Annotated in this window: 18 protein-coding genes; 9 read left to right on the top strand and 9 right to left on the bottom strand. The window is 36.8% G+C overall.

The window, feature by feature from the left end:
• Positions 1–57: 57 nt before the first annotated feature.
• The 3 genes from B4F31_RS12760 to pabB all read right to left on the bottom strand — a co-directional run bounded on the left by B4F31_RS12760 (position 58) and on the right by pabB (position 4,787).
• Complete coding sequence (locus B4F31_RS12760) at positions 58–2,076, bottom strand: protein-disulfide reductase DsbD family protein (protein WP_286761430.1); 2,019 nt, start codon at positions 2,074–2,076, stop codon at positions 58–60.
• Positions 2,073–3,383: a tRNA lysidine(34) synthetase TilS gene (gene tilS / locus B4F31_RS12755; protein ID WP_075326290.1), complete on the bottom strand. Its 1,311-nt coding sequence runs from the start codon at positions 3,381–3,383 to the stop codon at positions 2,073–2,075. The genes B4F31_RS12760 and tilS overlap by 4 nt, the downstream gene beginning before the upstream one ends.
• A gap of 99 nt (positions 3,384–3,482) precedes the next feature.
• Entirely contained in the window at positions 3,483–4,787 is a 1,305-nt protein-coding gene (gene pabB / locus B4F31_RS12750) for an aminodeoxychorismate synthase component I (RefSeq protein WP_075326289.1), read from the bottom strand.
• 214 nt (positions 4,788–5,001) lie between these two features.
• On the opposite strand from pabB, the gene B4F31_RS12745 reads away from it, so the two are divergent.
• Positions 5,002–5,952: a sterol desaturase family protein gene (locus B4F31_RS12745; protein ID WP_075326288.1), complete on the top strand. Its 951-nt coding sequence runs from the start codon at positions 5,002–5,004 to the stop codon at positions 5,950–5,952.
• Positions 5,953–5,954: 2 nt separating this feature from the next.
• Here B4F31_RS12745 and B4F31_RS12740 read toward each other — a convergent pair whose 3' ends face one another.
• Positions 5,955–6,491, bottom strand: a complete 537-nt coding sequence (locus B4F31_RS12740; protein ID WP_093302033.1) for an NADPH-dependent FMN reductase — start codon at positions 6,489–6,491, stop codon at positions 5,955–5,957.
• A 353-nt stretch (positions 6,492–6,844) separates the two neighbouring features.
• Between B4F31_RS12740 and B4F31_RS12735 the strand changes: the two genes are divergently transcribed.
• The 3 genes from B4F31_RS12735 (at position 6,845) to B4F31_RS12725 (ending at position 10,252) form a co-directional block, all read left to right on the top strand.
• Positions 6,845–8,194: a DEAD/DEAH box helicase gene (locus B4F31_RS12735; protein WP_075326286.1), complete on the top strand. Its 1,350-nt coding sequence runs from the start codon at positions 6,845–6,847 to the stop codon at positions 8,192–8,194.
• An 8-nt stretch (positions 8,195–8,202) separates the two neighbouring features.
• A complete protein-coding gene (locus tag B4F31_RS12730; protein ID WP_075326285.1) occupies positions 8,203–9,075 on the top strand; it encodes an aldose 1-epimerase family protein in 873 nt (290 codons plus the stop codon).
• An 82-nt stretch (positions 9,076–9,157) separates the two neighbouring features.
• Entirely contained in the window at positions 9,158–10,252 is a 1,095-nt protein-coding gene (locus B4F31_RS12725) for a DUF748 domain-containing protein (protein ID WP_093302030.1), read from the top strand.
• A gap of 105 nt (positions 10,253–10,357) precedes the next feature.
• On the opposite strand, the gene B4F31_RS12720 is transcribed toward B4F31_RS12725, so the two are convergent.
• A complete protein-coding gene (locus B4F31_RS12720) occupies positions 10,358–10,606 on the bottom strand; it encodes a hypothetical protein (RefSeq protein ID WP_093302028.1) in 249 nt (82 codons plus the stop codon).
• A 92-nt stretch (positions 10,607–10,698) separates the two neighbouring features.
• Entirely contained in the window at positions 10,699–11,088 is a 390-nt protein-coding gene (gene ytxJ / locus B4F31_RS12715; protein ID WP_075326283.1) for a bacillithiol system redox-active protein YtxJ, read from the bottom strand.
• 181 nt (positions 11,089–11,269) lie between these two features.
• On the opposite strand from ytxJ, the gene clpB reads away from it, so the two are divergent.
• Complete coding sequence (gene clpB / locus B4F31_RS12710; protein WP_286761429.1) at positions 11,270–13,876, top strand: ATP-dependent chaperone ClpB; 2,607 nt, start codon at positions 11,270–11,272, stop codon at positions 13,874–13,876.
• A 72-nt stretch (positions 13,877–13,948) separates the two neighbouring features.
• Here clpB and B4F31_RS12705 read toward each other — a convergent pair whose 3' ends face one another.
• Positions 13,949–14,134 carry a CsbD family protein gene (locus B4F31_RS12705; RefSeq protein ID WP_075326281.1) on the bottom strand — a complete coding sequence of 62 codons (186 nt, stop codon included), beginning with the start codon at positions 14,132–14,134 and terminating at the stop codon, positions 13,949–13,951.
• Positions 14,135–14,253: 119 nt separating this feature from the next.
• Between B4F31_RS12705 and B4F31_RS12700 the strand changes: the two genes are divergently transcribed.
• The gene (locus B4F31_RS12700; protein WP_286761428.1) at positions 14,254–15,348 is read left to right on the top strand and encodes an esterase-like activity of phytase family protein; all 1,095 of its coding nucleotides are present in this window, start codon (positions 14,254–14,256) and stop codon (positions 15,346–15,348) included.
• A gap of 2 nt (positions 15,349–15,350) precedes the next feature.
• On the top strand, positions 15,351–15,893 hold the full coding sequence (locus tag B4F31_RS12695; RefSeq protein WP_075326279.1) for a SixA phosphatase family protein: 543 nt from the start codon (positions 15,351–15,353) through the stop codon (positions 15,891–15,893).
• A 61-nt stretch (positions 15,894–15,954) separates the two neighbouring features.
• Here B4F31_RS12695 and B4F31_RS12690 read toward each other — a convergent pair whose 3' ends face one another.
• Positions 15,955–17,340 (bottom strand): NAD-dependent succinate-semialdehyde dehydrogenase, encoded by a 1,386-nt coding sequence (locus B4F31_RS12690; RefSeq protein WP_075326278.1) that lies wholly within the window; start codon positions 17,338–17,340, stop codon positions 15,955–15,957.
• A 130-nt stretch (positions 17,341–17,470) separates the two neighbouring features.
• Complete coding sequence (locus B4F31_RS12685; RefSeq protein WP_208224965.1) at positions 17,471–18,214, bottom strand: DUF6503 family protein; 744 nt, start codon at positions 18,212–18,214, stop codon at positions 17,471–17,473.
• Between the two features lie 161 nt (positions 18,215–18,375).
• Between B4F31_RS12685 and B4F31_RS12680 the strand changes: the two genes are divergently transcribed.
• Both B4F31_RS12680 and smpB read left to right on the top strand, forming a co-directional pair.
• Entirely contained in the window at positions 18,376–18,810 is a 435-nt protein-coding gene (locus B4F31_RS12680) for a lipocalin family protein (protein WP_286761427.1), read from the top strand.
• A gap of 89 nt (positions 18,811–18,899) precedes the next feature.
• Positions 18,900–19,364, top strand: a complete 465-nt coding sequence (gene smpB, locus B4F31_RS12675; protein ID WP_075326275.1) for an SsrA-binding protein SmpB — start codon at positions 18,900–18,902, stop codon at positions 19,362–19,364.
• Positions 19,365–19,367: the final 3 nt, after the last annotated feature.

Below are 19,367 nucleotides of genomic sequence, written 5' to 3'. Positions count from 1 at the left end.
GCTTCTAAATTAAAAACATTTTCCCTTTTATGCCTTCCTGGCTTAACCCGCTTTAGATTATTTTACCGCTGTCTCCTGGAATTTAGTAAGACCTTCTTGAAGCCAGGTAAGATATTCTGACTCGTTTGGCGTGTAACCAACAGGTTCGTTAAGAAGATTTACATCATTATCCAGCAACACATAAAATGGTTGGGAATTATTTTTAAAATTAAGGGTTTGAAAAGTTGCCCATTTATCACCAATAGTTTCAATAGGTTTTATTCCTCCTTTTGGTTTTAGATAATTAAACTGCGCTGCCTCGGGGAGTTCCTTTCTATCGTCTACATACAGGGAAATAAGAATATATTCTTCATTTAAAACGTCAAAAACTTCTGGATTACTCCAAACCTGCTCCTCCATTTTCCGGCAGTTTACACAGGCCCAACCGGTAAAATCCAGGATTATAGGTTTGTTTTGCTCCCGGGCGGCTTCAAGGCCTTTATCCCAGTCTTTGTATGCTTCCAGGCCTAAAGGTGCTTCGGTACCTTTGTCGTAAATGCTATAAAATAATGGTGGAGGAAAACCACTTAATAATTTAAGGTTGGCTGCAGAAGTATTGGTTAAACCGGGAATTAAATAAAGTACAAATAAGAAAGTAAGCACGCCCACACCAAATCTAACTTTACTGATTTTCTTTTTAGGCCCATCGTGAGGAAAACGAATAAATCCGAATAAATAAGCCATAAGTCCTAAACCTACAAGAATCCATATTCCAAGGAAAATTTCACGCTTTAGAAGTCCCCAATGTTCCACAAGATCGGCGTTAGAAAGGAATTTAAAGGCCAGTCCTAATTCTATAAAACCTAAGGTTACTTTTACCGTATTTAGCCAACCGCCACTTTTTGGCAAAGAATTAAGCCAGTTAGGAAATAGAGCGAAAAGTGCAAAAGGAAGCGCCAGCGCAAGACCAAAACCACCCATTCCCATAGAAAGCTGCATCGCACCACCATCACTGGTAAGCGATCCACCAAGGAGTGAACCTAAAATAGGGCCGGTACAGGAAAAAGAAACTAAAGCTAATGTAAGTGCCATAAAAAAGATGCCTACAAAACCTCCCACGCTAGAAGCTTTATCGTCCATCTTATTACTCCAGGAACTCGGTAAGGTGATCTCATAATAACCGAAAAAAGAGAACGCGAAAATGATGAAAATGATAAAGAAAATAATATTCAGCGTAACATTTGTGGAGATATTATTGAGAATTTCAGGATTTACACTGTCCAGTAAATGAAAAGGTAAGCTGAGCAAAACATAGATAATGAATATGAAAAAACCGTATAAAATCGCGTTAACCAATCCTTTTTGTCGGTTTTTAGCGCCCTTGGTAAAAAATGAAACCGTAAGCGGAATCATAGGAAAAACACAAGGTGTAAGCAAAGCGATTAAACCACCAATAAAACCAAGCAGAAAAATATTTAGAAAATTATTGCCCTCTTCCTCTTCAGGGGCAAATTTTTCCATTCCTGAAACATTAATGTTTAATGCTTCGGTAAGTTCTTTGTCTTTTTCAGAAATTTCCAGGTCGGTAAAACCTGCGGTTATTTCATTGTCTTCAAGAGAAATATTGAAACGTTCGGTTTCCGGAGGCAAACATTTTTCATCATCACAAACAGAGAAATAAATTTCGGCAATAATTTCAGGATCACTTTCAGGCTGTACTTTTATTTGTTGCCTAAAAACCGCTTCATCTTCAAAATAGGTGATATCGGCTTCAAAAACCTTGTCGTAAATAGGTTCTATATCTGGCTCTGTAGTTTCACCAATAAGTTCAAAATTTTCTTCAGTATTATTATAAGAGAAAGTCGTGGCGATAGGCGCAATATCAATATCGGCTTCCTTTTGCGAATATAAATGCCAGCCATCTTCAAGATTTGCAGTAAAAATAAGCGTGAAGATACTATCGTTTTCCTTTTCTACGGAAGCTTCCCAGCTTATGGGATCTGCCATTTGGGAATCTCCGCTCCCCTCGTCAAAATATTGTGCCTGTAATTGGATAAATGGAATAAAAAATAAGAGCAGACTCGCCAGATATTTCATAAACTGAAAGTGATTTTTATAATTTTTTGATCGGGTGAAGTAATTGAAAAACGCCTGTCGGCACGCTGATTAATCACCCAAACAATTTTTTCGCCAGAGCACAGCAACCAGCTGTTTTCTTTCTCGGGCAAAGATAATTTTTTGTCTTTAAAGAAGTCGCTTAACTTCTTCTTTCCTTTCATCCCAAAAGGATAAAATATATCGCCCTCCTGCCATTTTCTTACCATGAGCGGATAATCCAATTTTTCAGGATCTACATAAATACAATTTGAAGTTTTTTCTGTTATTTCTTTAACTTCTGAAAATGAAAAAGTTCCCATTGGCAACATTGCAAAATCTTCATTTTTCGCAATTTTATAAGTTTTATTTTCCGTTTTATCAATTTCGGTAAGCAGCAAATAATCCCGATCTTTTATTAACCTGTGTGATGCTGAAAAAACCATTTTTCCCGGTTGTGCATCTAATAAATTGTAAACATCGTTCCATTCGGTAAAGCCGAAAGATTTAAGCAATTGGTATAAAATGGCTGAAGTATTCGGTACTTTTTTAAGATAATTTATATCCAGGCTGTAACCGTATTTTGTTTTACCTATAATTTTTGGGTAGAGCAAACTCATATAATCCTCTACCAATTCCTCATTTTCTTTTAAATGAGATTGAGTTATTAAAAAAGTTTCTAAAAACTGCGGATTTATTTCTTCTAAAACAGGTACAAGCTCGTGCCTAATTTTATTCCGAAGGTATTTTGTAGAAGCATTCGTGCTATCTTCTCGCCAGGCAATATTATTATCTCTCGCGTAAGCTTCTATTTCTTTTCGGGAGAAATTAAGCAAAGGTCTTATTATCTTATTACTGTCAGCATTTATACCGCTTAAACCTTCCAGACCGGCACCTCGTAATAAATTAATAAAAAAAGTTTCTAAACTATCGTTCGCGTGATGAGCCGTGAGGGTATAATCAAATTGATGTTTTATTCTTAATTCTTCAAACCATTCATACCTAAGATCTCGTGCCGCCATTTGAATGGATAGGCCATTATCTTTAGCGTATTGCTCGGTATCAAAATTCTCTACAAAAAGCTTCACTTTTAACCTTTTTGCAAGGTCGGTTACAAAATCTTCATCGGCATCACTTTCTTCATCTCTAAGGTTAAAATTGCAATGTGCTAAAGCAAAATCAAGTTTAGCCGAATTACATAAATGGACCAGTACCACGCTATCTACCCCGCCGCTTACTGCAAGCAAAAGCCTGGTGTTACACAAGTACGGGAATTGAGATTTGATCTCATTTTTGAAAGCTTTTTCCATAGAAAATCAAAGATACGAAAAGCCCCTCCTAAATCCTCCCCGAAAGGGAGGACTTTAAAATACCTTTTTGGCCAAGATTATTTGAAATTCTTGAAAAATTTATTCTAAAGCATGCCGCATTGCGGCTGCCTTTAACAGGCATTCCTCATACTCTTTCTCCGGTTTAGAACCGGCAGTAATTGCGCCTCCAACCGAAAAAGACACATATTTTTTCGCCGAGTTATATAAAATACTGCGTATAACCACGTTAAAATCGAAATCGCCGTTTGGAGTAAAATAACCCACGGCACCACTGTAGAGTCCGCGTTTTGTTTCTTCCAGCTCTTCAATAATTTTCATTGCTGAAATCTTTGGCGCCCCCGTCATACTTCCCATAGGAAATGTTGCTCGTAAAGCTTCTACCGGCGGAATGCCGTCATCAAGTTCCGCAGAAACTGTAGAAATCATTTGATGCACTTGTTTAAAGGAATAAACCTTGCAAAGTTCATCTACATTTACACTGGCTATTTTCGCAATTTTAGAGAGGTCATTTCGCACCAGGTCTACGATCATCACATTTTCAGATTGCTCCTTCGGGTCTTTGGAAAGCTCCTCGGCAATTTTGATATCTTCTTCTGAATTCTGCGAGCGCCTGGCTGTGCCCTTTATAGGTTGGGAAATTAATTTTGATCCTGATTTCTTTAAATAGCGCTCTGGCGAAGCCGAAAGCAAATAATGTTCTTCCAGTTTGAGAAAAGTCGCAAATGGCGGGCCCGAGAGATCATTAAGGTCCTGAAAAACTTTAAAAGGCTCAATCTCTCTATTTTCAGCAAAAAATTCCTGGCAAAAATTTGCTTCATAAATATCGCCGCGCTGGATATAAGCGAGCATTTTTTCGACTTTTTGAAGATATTCTTCTTTAGAGATTCTAGCCTGTATTTTTGATTCCGGGTTTTCGGTTTCCGGTTTTCCGGTTTCAATCTGGTTTATTGATAGATTTGAAATCTCGGTAAAATCTTCTTCAATTTCATCGTCCAGCATATTTAAATAATGCATTTCCAACTGGTCTCCTTTCAGCAAGAATAGTTTTTGAGGCTGAAAAAAATAGAGATCCGGGAAATCCAATCCGTCGTGGTTTTTAGAAGAAAGTCTTTCCACGTCATTTTTAAGATCGTAAGACAGGTAACCGAAAATCCAATCTTTAGTGGTTTGCTGGTATTCCTGAAGTGTGGCAAAAGCCTGGTGGTAATCGGTTTTTATTGCGGTAAATGCGCCCACAGCCAGCAAAGCATCAAATTCGCCATGCTCCTGATGGTAATTATTGCTGTCCAGCCAGGCAATTTCTTCAAACTGCTTACTCCATTGCAAGAGTTGCTGTTTGAATTTTAACGGCTTTTCTAAAGTATAAGTTAGTTTAGTACGCACCTGGCTTCAATTTTGGGCGCAAAGGTAAGAACAATTTAACGTAGCACATATTTAAAATCTTTTGTGATTTTGCCAAAAATTTAATTGAAAACAAAGCCTTATTAAAGCAGAAAAAAAATTAACTAAAAATACTTTTGAAATCGCAGGAAAAAAGTTTAATATTAAGACAAGTCCTCCCAAGCGCAAAATTCAATATAAAGATCCAATATTTTCAATGTTTACAGATTCAGAAAAACTTACTTTAGCCGATATAGAAAACCTTGATTTCACTACTGTTATTTGGGTTGTGGCCCCACTTATGTTCTTTTTTGTTTTACTTGAATTCCTTATTGGTAGAAAAAAGTACAAAAATCTTTATTCGGGGAAAGATTTCCTGGCTTCTACAGCCATTGGGATTGGTAATTTAATCCTGAACGGGTTTATGAAAATAGGAGTCTTTATGGTGTTCCTTTTCTTTTTTAATCTGGCGCCGTTTAAAATTCCACATACCTGGTGGTCTTATGTATTATGTTTAATATTATTGGATTTTAGCAGGTATTGGGCACATAGATTTGCTCACGAACAACGTTTTTGGTGGTCTACACACGTGGTTCATCATTCTTCTGAACATTATAATTTATCAACTTCTTTTAGATTATCCTGGACGCAGAATTTAAAGATCATTTTCTTTTTACCGGTAGTATTGTTAGGCTTTCATCCCTTGGTGTTCTTTATTGTGCATCAACTGGAAGTACTTTATCAATTCTGGATTCATACCGAATTAATAAAAAAATTACCCCGGCCAATCGAGTATATCTTTACTACGCCCTCGCACCACCGGGTACACCATTCGGTAAATGAAAGATATCTGGATAAAAATTATGGTTCTACTTTTATATTCTGGGATCGTATTTTCGGAACTTTCCAGGAAGAAGATGAAAAACCCCGTTATGGTATTACCAAACCGGTAAACTCCTACAATCCTTTTTTCCTCGTTTTCCACGAATGGATTGAGGTTGGCAAGGATATCTGGAAGGCTAAATCACTAAAAGAAGCCTGGCTTATATTATTCGGAAGCCCGGTAGACAAACACAAGGAAGATATGGGACTTACAGGGAAATCTGAAACTGAATTGTCCAGTATTGGCAAGGCCAACGAAGAATTCAATATAAAAAAAGCGAGATAATTTTATTCTTCCAGTTGATGAGAAAAAGTGGTTAACACATCTTCTATTCCCATATCCAGTACTTCATTTAGCACCTTCCCGTCTTTAAAATTATCATTAAAGGAAGGTAAACTGAAGCTTTCTATCACCTCGCCGCCAAATCTTGGTAAAATCCCCTTAGTATATTCTAAAGCTGATGCGGCTCCACGTTTGCCGGGAGAAGTACTGATCAATAAAATCTTTTTTCCCTCAAGGAAATTACGGTCTAATCGGGAAAGCCAATCGATTATATTTTTAAAGTAAGCTGAAACATTGCCATTATGCTCATTCACCGCAATTACCAATGCGTCGTGGTCCTTAATAATATTATTAATTATGGTGGCGCCTATAGGCATACCCTTCTCCATTTCCCTATCGACGCTATAAATTGGTAATTCATACTGGGTAAAATCCTGAACTTTCACCTCGTGCCCCTGTATGCGATTAGCTACATGTGTTAATAACTGAAAATTAATGGAAGTACTACTATTGGAACCGGTAAAGGCAAGAATCTTTTTCATCTAAATGATTTTTATCAAAAATACCGAAATAAATGAAATGATTCCTTATTGATAGAATTGAAAAACTTGTGAGCTTTCATTTTATTCTAAGTTTGTAATTCCTCGTCACTCTGAACTAGGTTCAGAGCCTGCTCCGATTTCTATCGGAGGTCTTAGTTGAGTTTTACATTTATTCATCTTAGATGCTGAAACAAGTTCAGCAAGACGGTTTTTGAAAATAAAATAATTCAGAACTTTTATAGATTATTTCCCGTCCTGCCACGGGATTAGTTCAACTAACTAATTTAAAATTGCCAGGAGCAATTTTAAATTAGAGTTTCACTAACTTTGCCGGTTCATAAAAACTTCATTTAGTGACTTTTCAGGATTTAAATATTACCACTCCCCTGCGCAATGCGCTGGAAGATATTGGCATTAACACGCCTACACCTATTCAAGAGGAATCTTTTTCTACAATTATGTCTGGGAAAGATATGGTGGGCATCGCGCAAACCGGTACCGGGAAAACCTTTGCCTATATGCTTCCAATATTACGAATGCTTAAATATTCGGAACAAAAAAATCCGCGGGTACTGGTTTTGGTGCCTACGCGCGAACTTGTGGTGCAGGTAGTTGAAGAAATTGAAAAACTAACCGCTTATATGAATGTTCGTATCACCGGTATTTATGGTGGTGTAAATATGAACACGCAGCATCAATCGCTTTTACAGGGCCAGGATATTGTGGTAGCCACACCGGGAAGATTGTACGATCTTGTACTTAGACGCGCGCTTCAGTTAAAATCTATTCAAAAATTAGTGATAGATGAAGTAGATGTGATGTTAGACCTGGGTTTTAAATTTCAGATCAATAATATCTTTGAATTGCTTCCGCAGAACCGACAAAACATTATGTTTTCAGCAACAATTACTGAAAATGTTGAAAATCTAATCGAGGCTAATTTTAAAAGTCCGCAAACTATTTCTGTCGCTGCCAGTGGAACGCCCCTTGATAATATTAAACAAACCGGTTATAAAATCCCGAACTTCTATACTAAAGTAAATTTACTAAAACATCTTTTAGCCGATAAAGAAACCTACTCCAAGGTCTTGATCTTTGTGGCTTATAAAAGAATGGCCGACCGACTTTACCCGGAATTAGAACAGTATTTCCATGATGAATGCACGGTTATTCATTCCAATAAAACCCAAAATTATCGTTTGCGTAGTATCAAACAATTTGGCAGCGGATTTTGCCGAATTTTAGTTGCAACCGATGTTATGGCTCGTGGACTTGATATTGAATCGGTAAGCCACGTGATCAATTTTGATACGCCAAAATATCCTGAAAATTATATGCACCGAATTGGCCGTACCGGAAGGGCCGAAAAGGAAGGGAATTCGATATTAATGACTACGGAAGCTGAATTGGAATCACTTGAAAAAATTGAAGCTCTGATGAAAATGGAAGTTCCGCAGGAAGAATTACCTGCGGAAATTGAAATTTCTTCAGAATTAATTCCGGAAGAGCAACCTAAGGTTTTTGAAATTAATAACCCGGGGAAAAATAAGGACGAAAACGCTCCCGGCCCTGCTTTTCACGAGAAGAAAGAAAAAAACAGGAAAGAGAATCTTGGCGGATCTTACCGAAGAGAAATTGCCAAAAAGTATAAAAAGCCAAAAACTCGCGGGGATAAAAATGCGAACAGGAGAAAGAAAAAATAATTGTTGAAATGCACGAGTTACAGAACGAGTTCTTAAGTATTAACGTAAATTCCATTGGCGCAGAAATATCCAGCCTTAAAAACCTGGAAACCGGAATAGAACATTTATGGCAGGGAAATCCTGAATTTTGGGCAAGCCAGGCGCCTAATTTGTTTCCAGTAATTGGTGTCTTAAAAAACGGGGAATATATTTTTGACGGAAAAACTTATAAAATGCCTAAACACGGGTTTATTAGGTATAATGAAGAAATTAAATTCAAGGAAAAAACTTCAAATTCTTTAGCATTTCAACTGGAATATTCAGAAAAAACTTTAGAAATTTATCCATTTAAATTTAGGTTTGAAATCTCATTTATTCTGGATGAAAAAAGCCTGAAAATTAAACATCAAGTTTTCAATTTAGACGAAAAACCCCTTTATTTTTCACTGGGCGGGCATCCTGCGTTTAATACTCCTATTAGTAAAAATGAAGTTTACGAAGATTATTACCTGGAATTTGATCAAAAAATGGACTTACGAACCCATGTTTTAAGCAAAAATGGACTGGTAAGTTATAACACCGAGGGAATATTAGACAACGAAGATAAAATTAGACTACATAAAGAGCTTTTTGCCAAAGACGCACTGATTTTCAAAAATATTAGGTCTAAAAAAGTTGCATTAAAAAGTAAAAATTCTGGTGCAATTTTATCAGTAGAATATTCAGATTTTAAAAACCTGGGAATTTGGGCTAAACCGGGCGCACCCTATGTTTGCATTGAACCCTGGCTAGGAATTGCCGATATTGAGGGCACCGATCAAAACCTAAAAACCAAAGAAGGGATTGAAATTCTAGAAGCCAATAAAACTTTTGAAGCGTCCTATACGGTTAATATTCCTTAGCTTTTTTTTGCTGATGCATTTTTAAAAATTTTTTAACTTAACATACTGATTTTTAATCTCATTTTAGCATAAACTTCTGGGCATGAGTAAAAATGAGAAAAGAAAAAAGTACACTAAGAAAAGGTATGTCTTACCAGTTCTTATCGTCGTGCTATTGATTATTGGTAGGATTGCACTTCCCTATATTTTAGAAAATTATGTTACTAAAACCCTCAATAATATTCCGGGCTATGAAGGTAGTGTTTCAGATGTTGATCTTTCCCTTTGGCGTGGCGCTTACCAAATTGAAGGTTTAATCTTAATGGAAGAAAACTCCCAGGGAGAAAAACCGCTGTTAGACTTTCCTTATAGTGATATTTCAATAGATTGGCGCTCTTTGTTTAAAGGCAAAATTGTGAGTGAAATTGAGATGCAAGATCCTAATTTCAACTACATTTTTGAAAACCAGGAAAAGAAAGATGAAGCAGATGTTGAAGACTGGACTAAAGCTCTCACCAATTTAGTACCTATAGATATAAACCATTTTGTAGTACATAACGGAACTGCGAATTTTGTAGAAGTATCTACAGAGCCTCAAATTAGTTTGTTTTTAGAAAAAATTAGTTTAAAAGCACATAATCTCAGCAATGTTGTAGACAGGGAAAAAGAACTTCCTTCCCATTTATGGGCCAATGCTGTTTCTATGGGCGGTGGCGATGTAGGAATTCATGGAAATCTAAATTTACTAAAACAAATTCCCGATATGGATATGGAATTTAGTCTAAAAAAAGCTGAGGCTACATCGTTAAACGAAATTACCCGCCGCTACGCGGGAGTGGATTTTGAAAGTGGAACCTTTGAATTATACAGTGAACTTGCTATAGCCAATGGATTTCTGAAAGGTTATATAAAACCCATGTTGATTAACACTAAGCTTATTGAAAAAGATGATGATGGCGGAATTTTCAAGAAGTTATGGGAAGGTTTTGTCGGTTTTTTAAAGTTCGCTCTCAAAAACCAGGGCACTGATACTTTGGCCACCCGTGTTCCTTTAGAAGGAGACCTAAATAATGTTGAATCTGGCGTTTGGACAACAGTCTTAAATATCTTTAAGAATGCCTGGATTGAAGCTTTCAAAGGATCTATAGACGCCGATATTGAGTTTGAAGATGCAAAACAGGAAAGTGCAAAAGAATAACTCTTAATCGTTTTCCTGAAAAAATGAAATGCAAGACCTGCTCCATTGAATAATCTGGGCAGGTCTTATAAAATTTTGAACTAAATATAAAGTATTCTAAGGCCTCTACAATTTATCTTTATTTGCCGTTTTCTCTTTCTGGGTTTGATCCATAAACTCGCGCTCTTCACGGGCATTAGCTTTCCCGGTTTTTGTAGAATCTTCTTTATTCGGTTGCTTCTTGGATTTGCTTTTATCCCTATCGCGTTCTTTTTGCTTAAGATCACGGAATTCTTCCTGCTCCCGGTTTTTATCCTCCTTTTTTAAAGACTCCCAGTTCTCCTCCATTTTTTTAATATCTTCCTTCTTAGCCATTACAGTTTAATTTATTGGTTTTTGTAGATAAAAGATACAAATGGAATTTCATCAAACTCAGCTTACTGGCAGTTTTAACAAGAATTTATTTTTTAGGATAAATCCTTCAATTTTGTGGCATCAATATCCTGGTGAGAAGCATGGTGCACTACTTCTTCATTTTGCAGAATAATTAACTGCGGACTTTCGTGTCTCACACTCAACTCATCGGCCACCGCGTTAGAAACGTCACGATGCTTTCTTAGATCCAGAAAATAAAGTTTCGTATTTTCATTTTCTTCATATTCCCTTTCAAAATTCCTCAACACCATTTTACTAATTCCACAACTGGTGGAATGCTTAAAAATTCCTATCGTTCTTTCTTTAGATTCTTCCTTCGCAATGGTAATTTGGTCTTTATCGGTTAAATCTGTCCAGGGAAATTCAGCTTTTTCTTTCGCTTCATCCCCATCACTTTTAAAAATTTTATCTAGTAATCCCATAGTTATTTCTTTCGTATAAAATTAATTCTTAATAAATTTAATCTCCTTCTCAAATCAAAATTATTTTCAAAACTTTAACCCAAGTGTCAATTTGACGTTAATTTCTGAATAATAACAGCCATTTTGTCTTAATTTTTTAATGGTATATCAATTGCTTTATTCATTCAAAAAATAAACGACTATGAATTTTAATAATTTTACCATAAAATCCCAGGAGGCCATCCAGCAGGCACAACAACTTGCTCGGGAGTTAGGTCATCAGCAAATTGAAAATGAACACATTTTTAAAGCAATAAGTATTGTAGACGAAAATGTAGCGCCTTTTCTATTGAAAAAATTAAACATAAACGTCAACCTCTTCAACGAAATTTTAGATAAAACCTTACAGAGTTTTCCCAAAGTAAGCGGAGGCGATATTATTCTCTCACGCGAAGCAGGAAAAGCAGTTAACGAAGCTTCTACAATCGCTAAGAAGATGAATGACGAATATGTTTCTATTGAGCATCTTATTCTCGCAATTTTTAAATCTTCCAGTAAAGTAGCCCAGATCTTAAAAGACCAGGGCGCGACTGAGAAATCTTTAAAAGCAGCAATAGAAGAATTACGAAAAGGTGATCGTGTAACTTCACAAAGCGCAGAAGAAACCTATAATTCTTTAGATAAATACGCCAATAATTTAAACCGAATGGCCGAAGAAGGAAAACTGGATCCTGTAATTGGCCGTGACGAAGAAATTCGTAGAATTTTGCAAATCCTTTCCCGAAGAACTAAAAACAACCCAATGCTGGTTGGAGAGCCGGGAACCGGTAAAACGGCAATTGCCGAAGGTTTGGCACATAGAATTATTGCCGGCGATGTTCCAGATAACCTCAAAAATAAGGTGATTTATAACCTGGATATGGGAGCGCTTATAGCCGGGGCAAAATATAAAGGAGAGTTTGAAGAACGCCTTAAAGCAGTTATTAAAGAAGTAACTTCCAGTGATGGGAATATCGTGCTTTTTATAGATGAAATTCATACGCTTGTGGGTGCCGGTGGCGGCCAGGGCGCTATGGATGCCGCGAATATTTTAAAACCTGCTTTGGCTCGTGGAGAATTGCGTGCTATTGGTGCCACTACTTTAGATGAGTATCAAAAATATTTTGAAAAAGACAAAGCCCTGGAAAGAAGGTTTCAGAAAGTTATTGTAAATGAACCAGATACTGAAAGTGCAATTTCTATTTTACGCGGAATTAAAGAAAAATATGAAACTCACCACAAGGTTAGAATAAAAGACGAAGCAATTATTGCCGCGGTAGAATTATCTCAGCGTTATATTACCAACCGCTTCTTGCCCGATAAAGCCATTGATTTAATGGATGAAGCGGCATCAAAACTACGGATGGAGATTAATTCTAAACCCGAAGAACTCGATGTTCTGGATAGAAGAATTATGCAGCTGGAGATTGAAATTGAAGCAATAAAACGCGAAAAAGATGAAAATAAGCTAAAAATACTACGGGCTGAACTGGCAAACCTAAAAGAAGAGCGAAACGAGTTGCACGCGCGCTGGCAGAATGAAAAGGGCGTGGTAGATAATATTCAGAATTTAAAATCTGATATTGAAAACTTTAAAGTTGAAGCAGAACGTGCAGAGCGTGAAGGCGATTACGGGAAAGTAGCCGAAATTCGCTACGGAAAGATCAAAGAAGCCCAGGAGAAGCTGGAAGAATTGCAAAAAACCGTAACCGAGAATCAGAATGAAAAATCACTTATCCAGGAAGAAGTAACCAACGAAGATATTGCTGAAGTTGTGGCAAAATGGACCGGAATCCCGGTGACTAAAATGTTGCAAAGCGATCGTGAAAAGTTATTAAAACTTGAAGACGAATTACATAAACGTGTGGTTGGACAGGAAGAAGCCATAATTGCTGTAAGTGATGCGGTACGAAGAAGCCGGGCTGGTTTACAGGATCAAAAACGGCCAATTGGTTCTTTCTTGTTTCTTGGAACCACGGGAGTTGGAAAAACCGAGCTGGCTAAAGCGCTTGCAGAATACTTATTCGATGATGAATCTGCAATGACACGTATTGATATGAGTGAATACCAGGAAAGGCATTCTGTGAGTCGTTTGGTAGGAGCGCCTCCAGGGTATGTAGGTTATGACGAAGGTGGCCAGCTTACCGAGGCAGTGCGAAGAAAACCTTATTCCGTGGTGCTTTTAGATGAAATTGAAAAAGCCCACCCAGATACTTTCAATATCTTATTGCAAGTGCTGGATGAAGGAAGGCTAACCGATAATAAAGGACGCCTGGCCGATTTTAAAAACACCATTATTATTATGACTTCCAATATGGGAAGCCATATTATTCAGGATAAATATGAAAATATGAAAGACCTGGATACCGCAATGGAATCTGCAAAAACTGAAGTTCTGGCGTTATTGAAGCAAAACGTAAGACCAGAATTTATAAATAGGATAGACGATATTATAATGTTTAGTCCTTTAACGCAAAAAGATATCAGGAAAATTGTTTCACTTCAGCTTAAAGAGGTGAAGAAAATGCTTGAAAAACAGCACATTGTTCTTGATGCTACAGATGAAGCAATTAGTTTCCTTGCCAGTCGCGGTTTTGATCCACAGTTTGGCGCAAGGCCGGTAAAAAGAGTAGTTCAGCGGGAAGTTTTAAATAAGCTATCTAAAGAAATTCTCGCGGGAAATATTAAAACCGACAGTATTATTCTAATAGATGAGTTTAACGAGGAGTTGGTATTTAGAAATGAAACCAACCCGGTAGAAACCGAATAATTTTAGATGAAAATCAAAAAAAAAGGCTGGATAAAAATTTATCCAGCCTTTTCTCTTTTTCATAGTTGCAAATTACATACTATCAATTTCTCTTTTTAATTCTTCCTTAGTCTTACCAGTTTTTTCCTGTAAACGACCAAGCATTTCATCAAATTTTCCTTCAGAATAAGTGGTATCATCATCGGTCACATCACCATACTTTTGCTTAAACTGACCTCTAACTTGTTTCCACTTTCCTTCTAACTGATCATTATTCATAATATATGGTTTTAGGTGTTAATAATAATTTCAATTTACAATATGAAGCCAGCTTAAACTCTCAATAAACTCCCATATTTCTCTTAAGGATTTGTTATTTTTGAAGCTAAAATACCTTGATGAAAAGACTCCTTTTACTCCTGGTGGCTGTAAGCTTTTTTGGCTGCGCTACAACAAAAAATATTGACAATTCAAATATTAAATTGCGCTATTTAGACGATGTGGTACTCCCGCAAAATCTTGAAGTTGAAGGCACCATAGTGGGCGGACTTTCAGGTATAGATTTTCACAATGGCAGTTATTACCTTGTTTGCGACCAGGCTTCCAATCCGCGAGTTTATAAAGCTGAAATTCCCTTGTTGAACCGATCTATAGACACAGTTTTAATTACTGAAGTTATTAAATTGAATAGAAACCATGAGTTTTACAAACAACACACGCCCGATCTAGAAGGATTTAGATTTGATGCTGAAAAAAATGAATTAGTATTATCAGCCGAAGGTTCTATTCAAAATGGGAAAGATCCCTCCGTTTTTCATATTTCTACCAAGGGAGAATTTTTATCAGCTTACGAAATTCCGGAATATTTTAAAGCTTCGGGAGAACAAAAACCCAGAAATAATGGAGTTTTTGAAGGTTTAGCCCAAAGTTTTGATAAAAAAGCTTATTGGGTAGCAATGGAACTTCCACTGGAAAAAGATGGTCCTAAACCTAAAATCTATGCTACAAACTCGCCGGTAAGAATTACCAAATACAATAAAAATACGCAAAAGCCAGAACGACAATTCGCATATAAATTAGACGGAATTTCAAAGTTTCCAATTAACTGGTTTGCTGTAAATGGGGTTACCGAAATTTTGGAATATGCTGAAGATAAATTTCTTGTTCTGGAACGCGCTTATTCTGCCGGGTATGGCTCTAACGGGAATACGGTCAAGATTTTTGATGTAGATGCTTCAGAAGCTACCAATACTTTAGCACTGGAAAATCTTCGTAAATCTAATTACCAGTATGCTGAAAAAAGACTGGTTTTCGATTTTAAATCGGTTAAAAATTTCCTCACCGAGGAAACTATAGATAATATTGAAGGAATGACCTTTGGCCCCGATTTACTAAACGGAAAAAAATCTTTGTTGCTGGTTTCAGACGATAATTTTAGTAGCTTTAGTGATCAAATTACGCAGTTTATTCTTTTAGAACTGGAAATAAAATAAATATGAAACCATATCTTTTAGTTTTGAGTCTTATTTTTTTAACCTCCTGCAATTTTGAAGATAAAGAACCAGAGGAAATTATGGAAGCTGCCAAAGATCCTTCAGAAGCAATTACCACCTATTATTTTATTCGGCATGCTGAAAAGGATACCACAGATGCTCAAAACGAAGACCCCGAATTAACCGAAACAGGTGAAAAAAGAACCCAGGATTGGGTAAAAACCTTTAAGGATATAGATTTTGATCTTATATATAGTTCAGAATACAAAAGAACCTTAAATACCGCCCGGCCTATAGCTGAAGCTAAAAACAAAGAGGTTAAGTTCTACAATACAGAAAAATTAAACGATAAAGATTTTCAGAAAAACACAAAAAATAAAACAGTTTTGGTAGTTGGGCATAGCAACCTAAACCCCGAATGGGTAAATTACATCTTAGGAAGAAAAAAATACCAGGATATTGATGAAAAAGTTTACGGTAGTTTATTTATAGTAACCGTACATCCAGACGATTCAAGAACTTCACAAGTTTTATATGTGAATTAAAAAATGTAGTTTAAAAACTAAAAGCTTTCAAACTACATTTTTATATAATTATTACGAAAAATTATCCGTTTAGAATATTAATCGCTTTGGCGTTTACAAATTCTTTAAGTCCGAAGCCACCGTGTTCACGGCCGTAACCTGAATTTTTCACTCCGCCAAAAGGCATATTTGGTTGTGCAAGCCCGAATGAATTAATAAATACCATCCCGGTATCAAAGTGCTTACTGGCCAATTCTACGGCCTTATCTACATCTTCAGAGAAAATTCCCCCTCCAAGTCCAAAACGGCTATCATTAGCAATTCGCATTGCATCTTCATCATCTTTAGCTTTTATCAACGAAGCCACGGGTCCAAAAAGTTCATCGTCGTAAGCAGGTTGGCCCGGCTTTACGTTTGCCAAAACGGTAGCAGGATAATAAAAGCCATCACCATCGGGAATTTTACCGCCGCACAGTACTGCCGCTCCTTTCTTCACACTGTCTTCAACCTGTTCGTGCAATTCTTCGCGAAGATCTTCTCGTGCCATTGGCCCAAGGTCGCTCTCATCACTGGTTGGATCTCCAGCTTTTAAATTCTTCATCTTTTCTACAAAAGCTTCTTTAAATTCATCGTAGACTTTCTCGGTAACCACAAATCTTTTGGCAGCCACACAGGTTTCGCCATTATTATAAACTCTACCTTTTACGCACCATTCCACAGCTTTCTTAATATCGGCATCTTCAAGTACTAAATAAGCATCATTAGAACCGAGTTCCAAAACAGTTTTCTTAAGGTTAGCGCCTGCTTTTTCACCAATTATTTTCCCGGCTCCCGGGCTTCCGGTTAAGGTTACACCCCTCACAAGATCGTGTTCAATTATAGAATCTGACTGGTCGTGGTCTATTAAAAGCACTTTAAAAAGGTCTTTGGGCAAACCGGCTTCTTTAAATATTTTTTCGAGAAGTAATCCTGAACCGGTCACACTTTCAGCGTGTTTCAGTAAAACTCCATTTCCAGCCATAAGGTTGGCAATTGTATATCTAATTACCTGGTAAGCGGGGAAATTCCAGGGTTGGATTCCGTAGATTACTCCAATAGGTGAGTAAGTGATTATTCCGCGACCGCCATCTGGCAACTCACGTTCTTCATCTTTTAAATTTTCGGGACCATTGGCTGCTGTCCATTCACAAATTCCTGCACAAAGATCAATTTCCTGTTCTCCTTGCTTGAGTAATTTACCCATTTCGGCAGTCATTAATTTTACCAATTCGGCTTTGTATTCGGTTAGCTTCTCCCCTATTGCTTTAATTACCTCAGCTCTTTGTTTTGGAGATTTTTCACGCCATTTTAAAAATGCCTGGTGACATTCTTCCACGGCATCTTTTGCTTCCTGGTCTGTAAAATATTCGTAAGTGTCTAATTCTTTACCCGTGGCCGGGTTAATGGTTTTCAATGTTTTCTCTTTCATAACTATTTTTTTGGAAATTTAAAGTTATGAACTGAGGCAAAGAATGTGAACTAAGGCGTTGTTAAAGCTTTTAAAACAACACGTTAATTAGGAAGAATTAACAGGTGTGCGTAAGAATATTCTTCAGAATTTAATTCAAAAGATTGACTTCTATATTTCTGTTTTCAATTTTGGAGAGTAATTCCAGTTGCCGGGCTTCGTAAAGATCATCTAGTTCATTTAGAGGAGTATCCAAATCATCGGTTTTGTAATTCTCATAATCTACAAACCGAATGCCCTCTATAGTTCTGGGGTTGTAAGCCTTTCTAAATCGCAACCCGCCCTCATTAACTTCAAAACTATATGCAAGATAATCTACGTGGTAATTTTGGGTATTAATCCAATACATATAAACATCTTCGTGATCTGTACCACCACCTTCTGCATTAAAAGTAACCTTTATTTCATAATATTCTTTATCGTTAATGGTGTCTTTTCCTATTAATTCTTTATTTACTGCGGCATCATTTAAACCAAAAGGCAGCTGCACAAAATAATGAACCGAATTCACTGAATTTGCATAAACGTTTTTCATAGAATCTGAAAGTTGTACTGCGGTATCTTTGTAATAACGGGTAAAACCTTCATTCTTTACTACGTCCCGGTATTGGGTGCCGGTAGAATCGGCCAGGATGCGCTCTAATTCAAATTTCCCACCTTTTCTACTACTGCTATAGGAACCTTTTCTAAAATCGAAACTTATTTCGGCCTTTTTATAATTTTCTCCGCCTGCATTTTCAATGGCTTTATCTATAATTTGCTGCGCAGTTTCTTCATTAGAATTACATGCAAAAGTGAGTGCTATAATAAGTGCTCCTAAAAAGTATTTTTTCATCTTAAAAATTATAAAGATTACAGGCTGTTGAGATAACAAAATGGTTTGCAAAGGTAAATAAAATGATGAATTGACGGGTAACATTAGTCACACATAGCAGTTGTGATTTTCCTTATTTCATTTTCATTTTACTATTTTGCGGCTTCAAACTAAATACACCTATGAAAAAACAAATTTTACTTTTAGCATTTTTAATCTTTGGATTATTCACAGCCTGTGACACAGATGATGATTCACCAAATGAAACACCGCAAATTAATGAAGAATTACTGGGCATCTGGTATATAGACGCTCTAATTGTTGAAGGTGAAGAAACACCTTATAACGACCACGAAGATTGCGGTAAGGATTATGTTGAATTCAACGAAGACGGAACTTACAGACAGATTGATATATGGGGTTGTGAAGAAGACGTTGATGAGGAAGGAACATACACCGCGACTGGTAACACCATTAGTCTTACCGTTTCTGGAAATGATGTGGTTGTTATGGATATTGTTACCCTAAATTCTGAAACGCTCCTCGTAGAAGGAATGGATGATGTTGATGATGACGGGGAAGAAGAAGTGGTACAACAGAGGTTTACAAGGGAATAACGGCTAATCCAACGGAAATTCGATATAAAGTGTTACGAATTCTGTAAATACAGGTAATGTTTCTGTAAAGCTTCCTATTTTTGTTTCTTATGAAGAAGACCAGCAATACCATAAATATAAAAAATCGAAAGGCTCGGTTTGAATATGAAATCCTCGATAAATATGTGGCCGGGATAAAACTGGCCGGTACCGAGATAAAAGCCATTAGGCAGGGAAAAGCTTCTATAGCCGAAAGTTTTTGTGAATTTCAGAATCACGAATTATTCGTGATTAATATGCACGTTGAAGAATATTCTCACGCCACTCATTTTAACCATAATCCAAAAAGTGAGCGGAAACTCCTTTTGCAGCGCCGCGAATTACGAAAACTAGAAAAAGAAGTAAAGAATTCCGGACTTACCATTATTCCGCTGCGAGTTTTTATTAACGACCGCGGACTCGCGAAAATGCAAATAGCGCTTGCAAAAGGTAAAAAACTCTACGATAAAAGAGAGACTATTAAAGACCGCGAAAGCAAACGAAAATTAGACAGGATTAAGAAAGAATACAAATAAATC

It is taken from the genome of Salegentibacter sp. UBA1130 (assembly GCF_002311535.1).
GTDB lineage: Bacteria > Bacteroidota > Bacteroidia > Flavobacteriales > Flavobacteriaceae > Salegentibacter > Salegentibacter agarivorans.
This window is presented reverse-complemented; position numbering and strand designations above follow the sequence as displayed.

Coding starts and splice junctions, on each gene's coding strand:
- B4F31_RS12680 (WP_286761427.1), top strand. CDS start 18,376: ATGAAAAAACAAATTTTACTTTTAGCATTTTTAATCTTTGGATTATTC.
- clpB (WP_286761429.1), top strand. CDS start 11,270: ATGAATTTTAATAATTTTACCATAAAATCCCAGGAGGCCATCCAGCAG.
- B4F31_RS12725 (WP_093302030.1), top strand. CDS start 9,158: ATGAGTAAAAATGAGAAAAGAAAAAAGTACACTAAGAAAAGGTATGTC.
- B4F31_RS12720 (WP_093302028.1), bottom strand. CDS start 10,606: ATGGCTAAGAAGGAAGATATTAAAAAAATGGAGGAGAACTGGGAGTCT.
- B4F31_RS12695 (WP_075326279.1), top strand. CDS start 15,351: ATGAAACCATATCTTTTAGTTTTGAGTCTTATTTTTTTAACCTCCTGC.
- tilS (WP_075326290.1), bottom strand. CDS start 3,383: ATGGAAAAAGCTTTCAAAAATGAGATCAAATCTCAATTCCCGTACTTG.
- B4F31_RS12730 (WP_075326285.1), top strand. CDS start 8,203: ATGCACGAGTTACAGAACGAGTTCTTAAGTATTAACGTAAATTCCATT.
- B4F31_RS12705 (WP_075326281.1), bottom strand. CDS start 14,134: ATGAATAATGATCAGTTAGAAGGAAAGTGGAAACAAGTTAGAGGTCAG.
- B4F31_RS12760 (WP_286761430.1), bottom strand. CDS start 2,076: ATGAAATATCTGGCGAGTCTGCTCTTATTTTTTATTCCATTTATCCAA.
- B4F31_RS12745 (WP_075326288.1), top strand. CDS start 5,002: ATGTTTACAGATTCAGAAAAACTTACTTTAGCCGATATAGAAAACCTT.
- B4F31_RS12740 (WP_093302033.1), bottom strand. CDS start 6,491: ATGAAAAAGATTCTTGCCTTTACCGGTTCCAATAGTAGTACTTCCATT.
- B4F31_RS12685 (WP_208224965.1), bottom strand. CDS start 18,214: ATGAAAAAATACTTTTTAGGAGCACTTATTATAGCACTCACTTTTGCA.
- B4F31_RS12700 (WP_286761428.1), top strand. CDS start 14,254: ATGAAAAGACTCCTTTTACTCCTGGTGGCTGTAAGCTTTTTTGGCTGC.
- B4F31_RS12690 (WP_075326278.1), bottom strand. CDS start 17,340: ATGAAAGAGAAAACATTGAAAACCATTAACCCGGCCACGGGTAAAGAA.
- ytxJ (WP_075326283.1), bottom strand. CDS start 11,088: ATGGGATTACTAGATAAAATTTTTAAAAGTGATGGGGATGAAGCGAAA.
- smpB (WP_075326275.1), top strand. CDS start 18,900: ATGAAGAAGACCAGCAATACCATAAATATAAAAAATCGAAAGGCTCGG.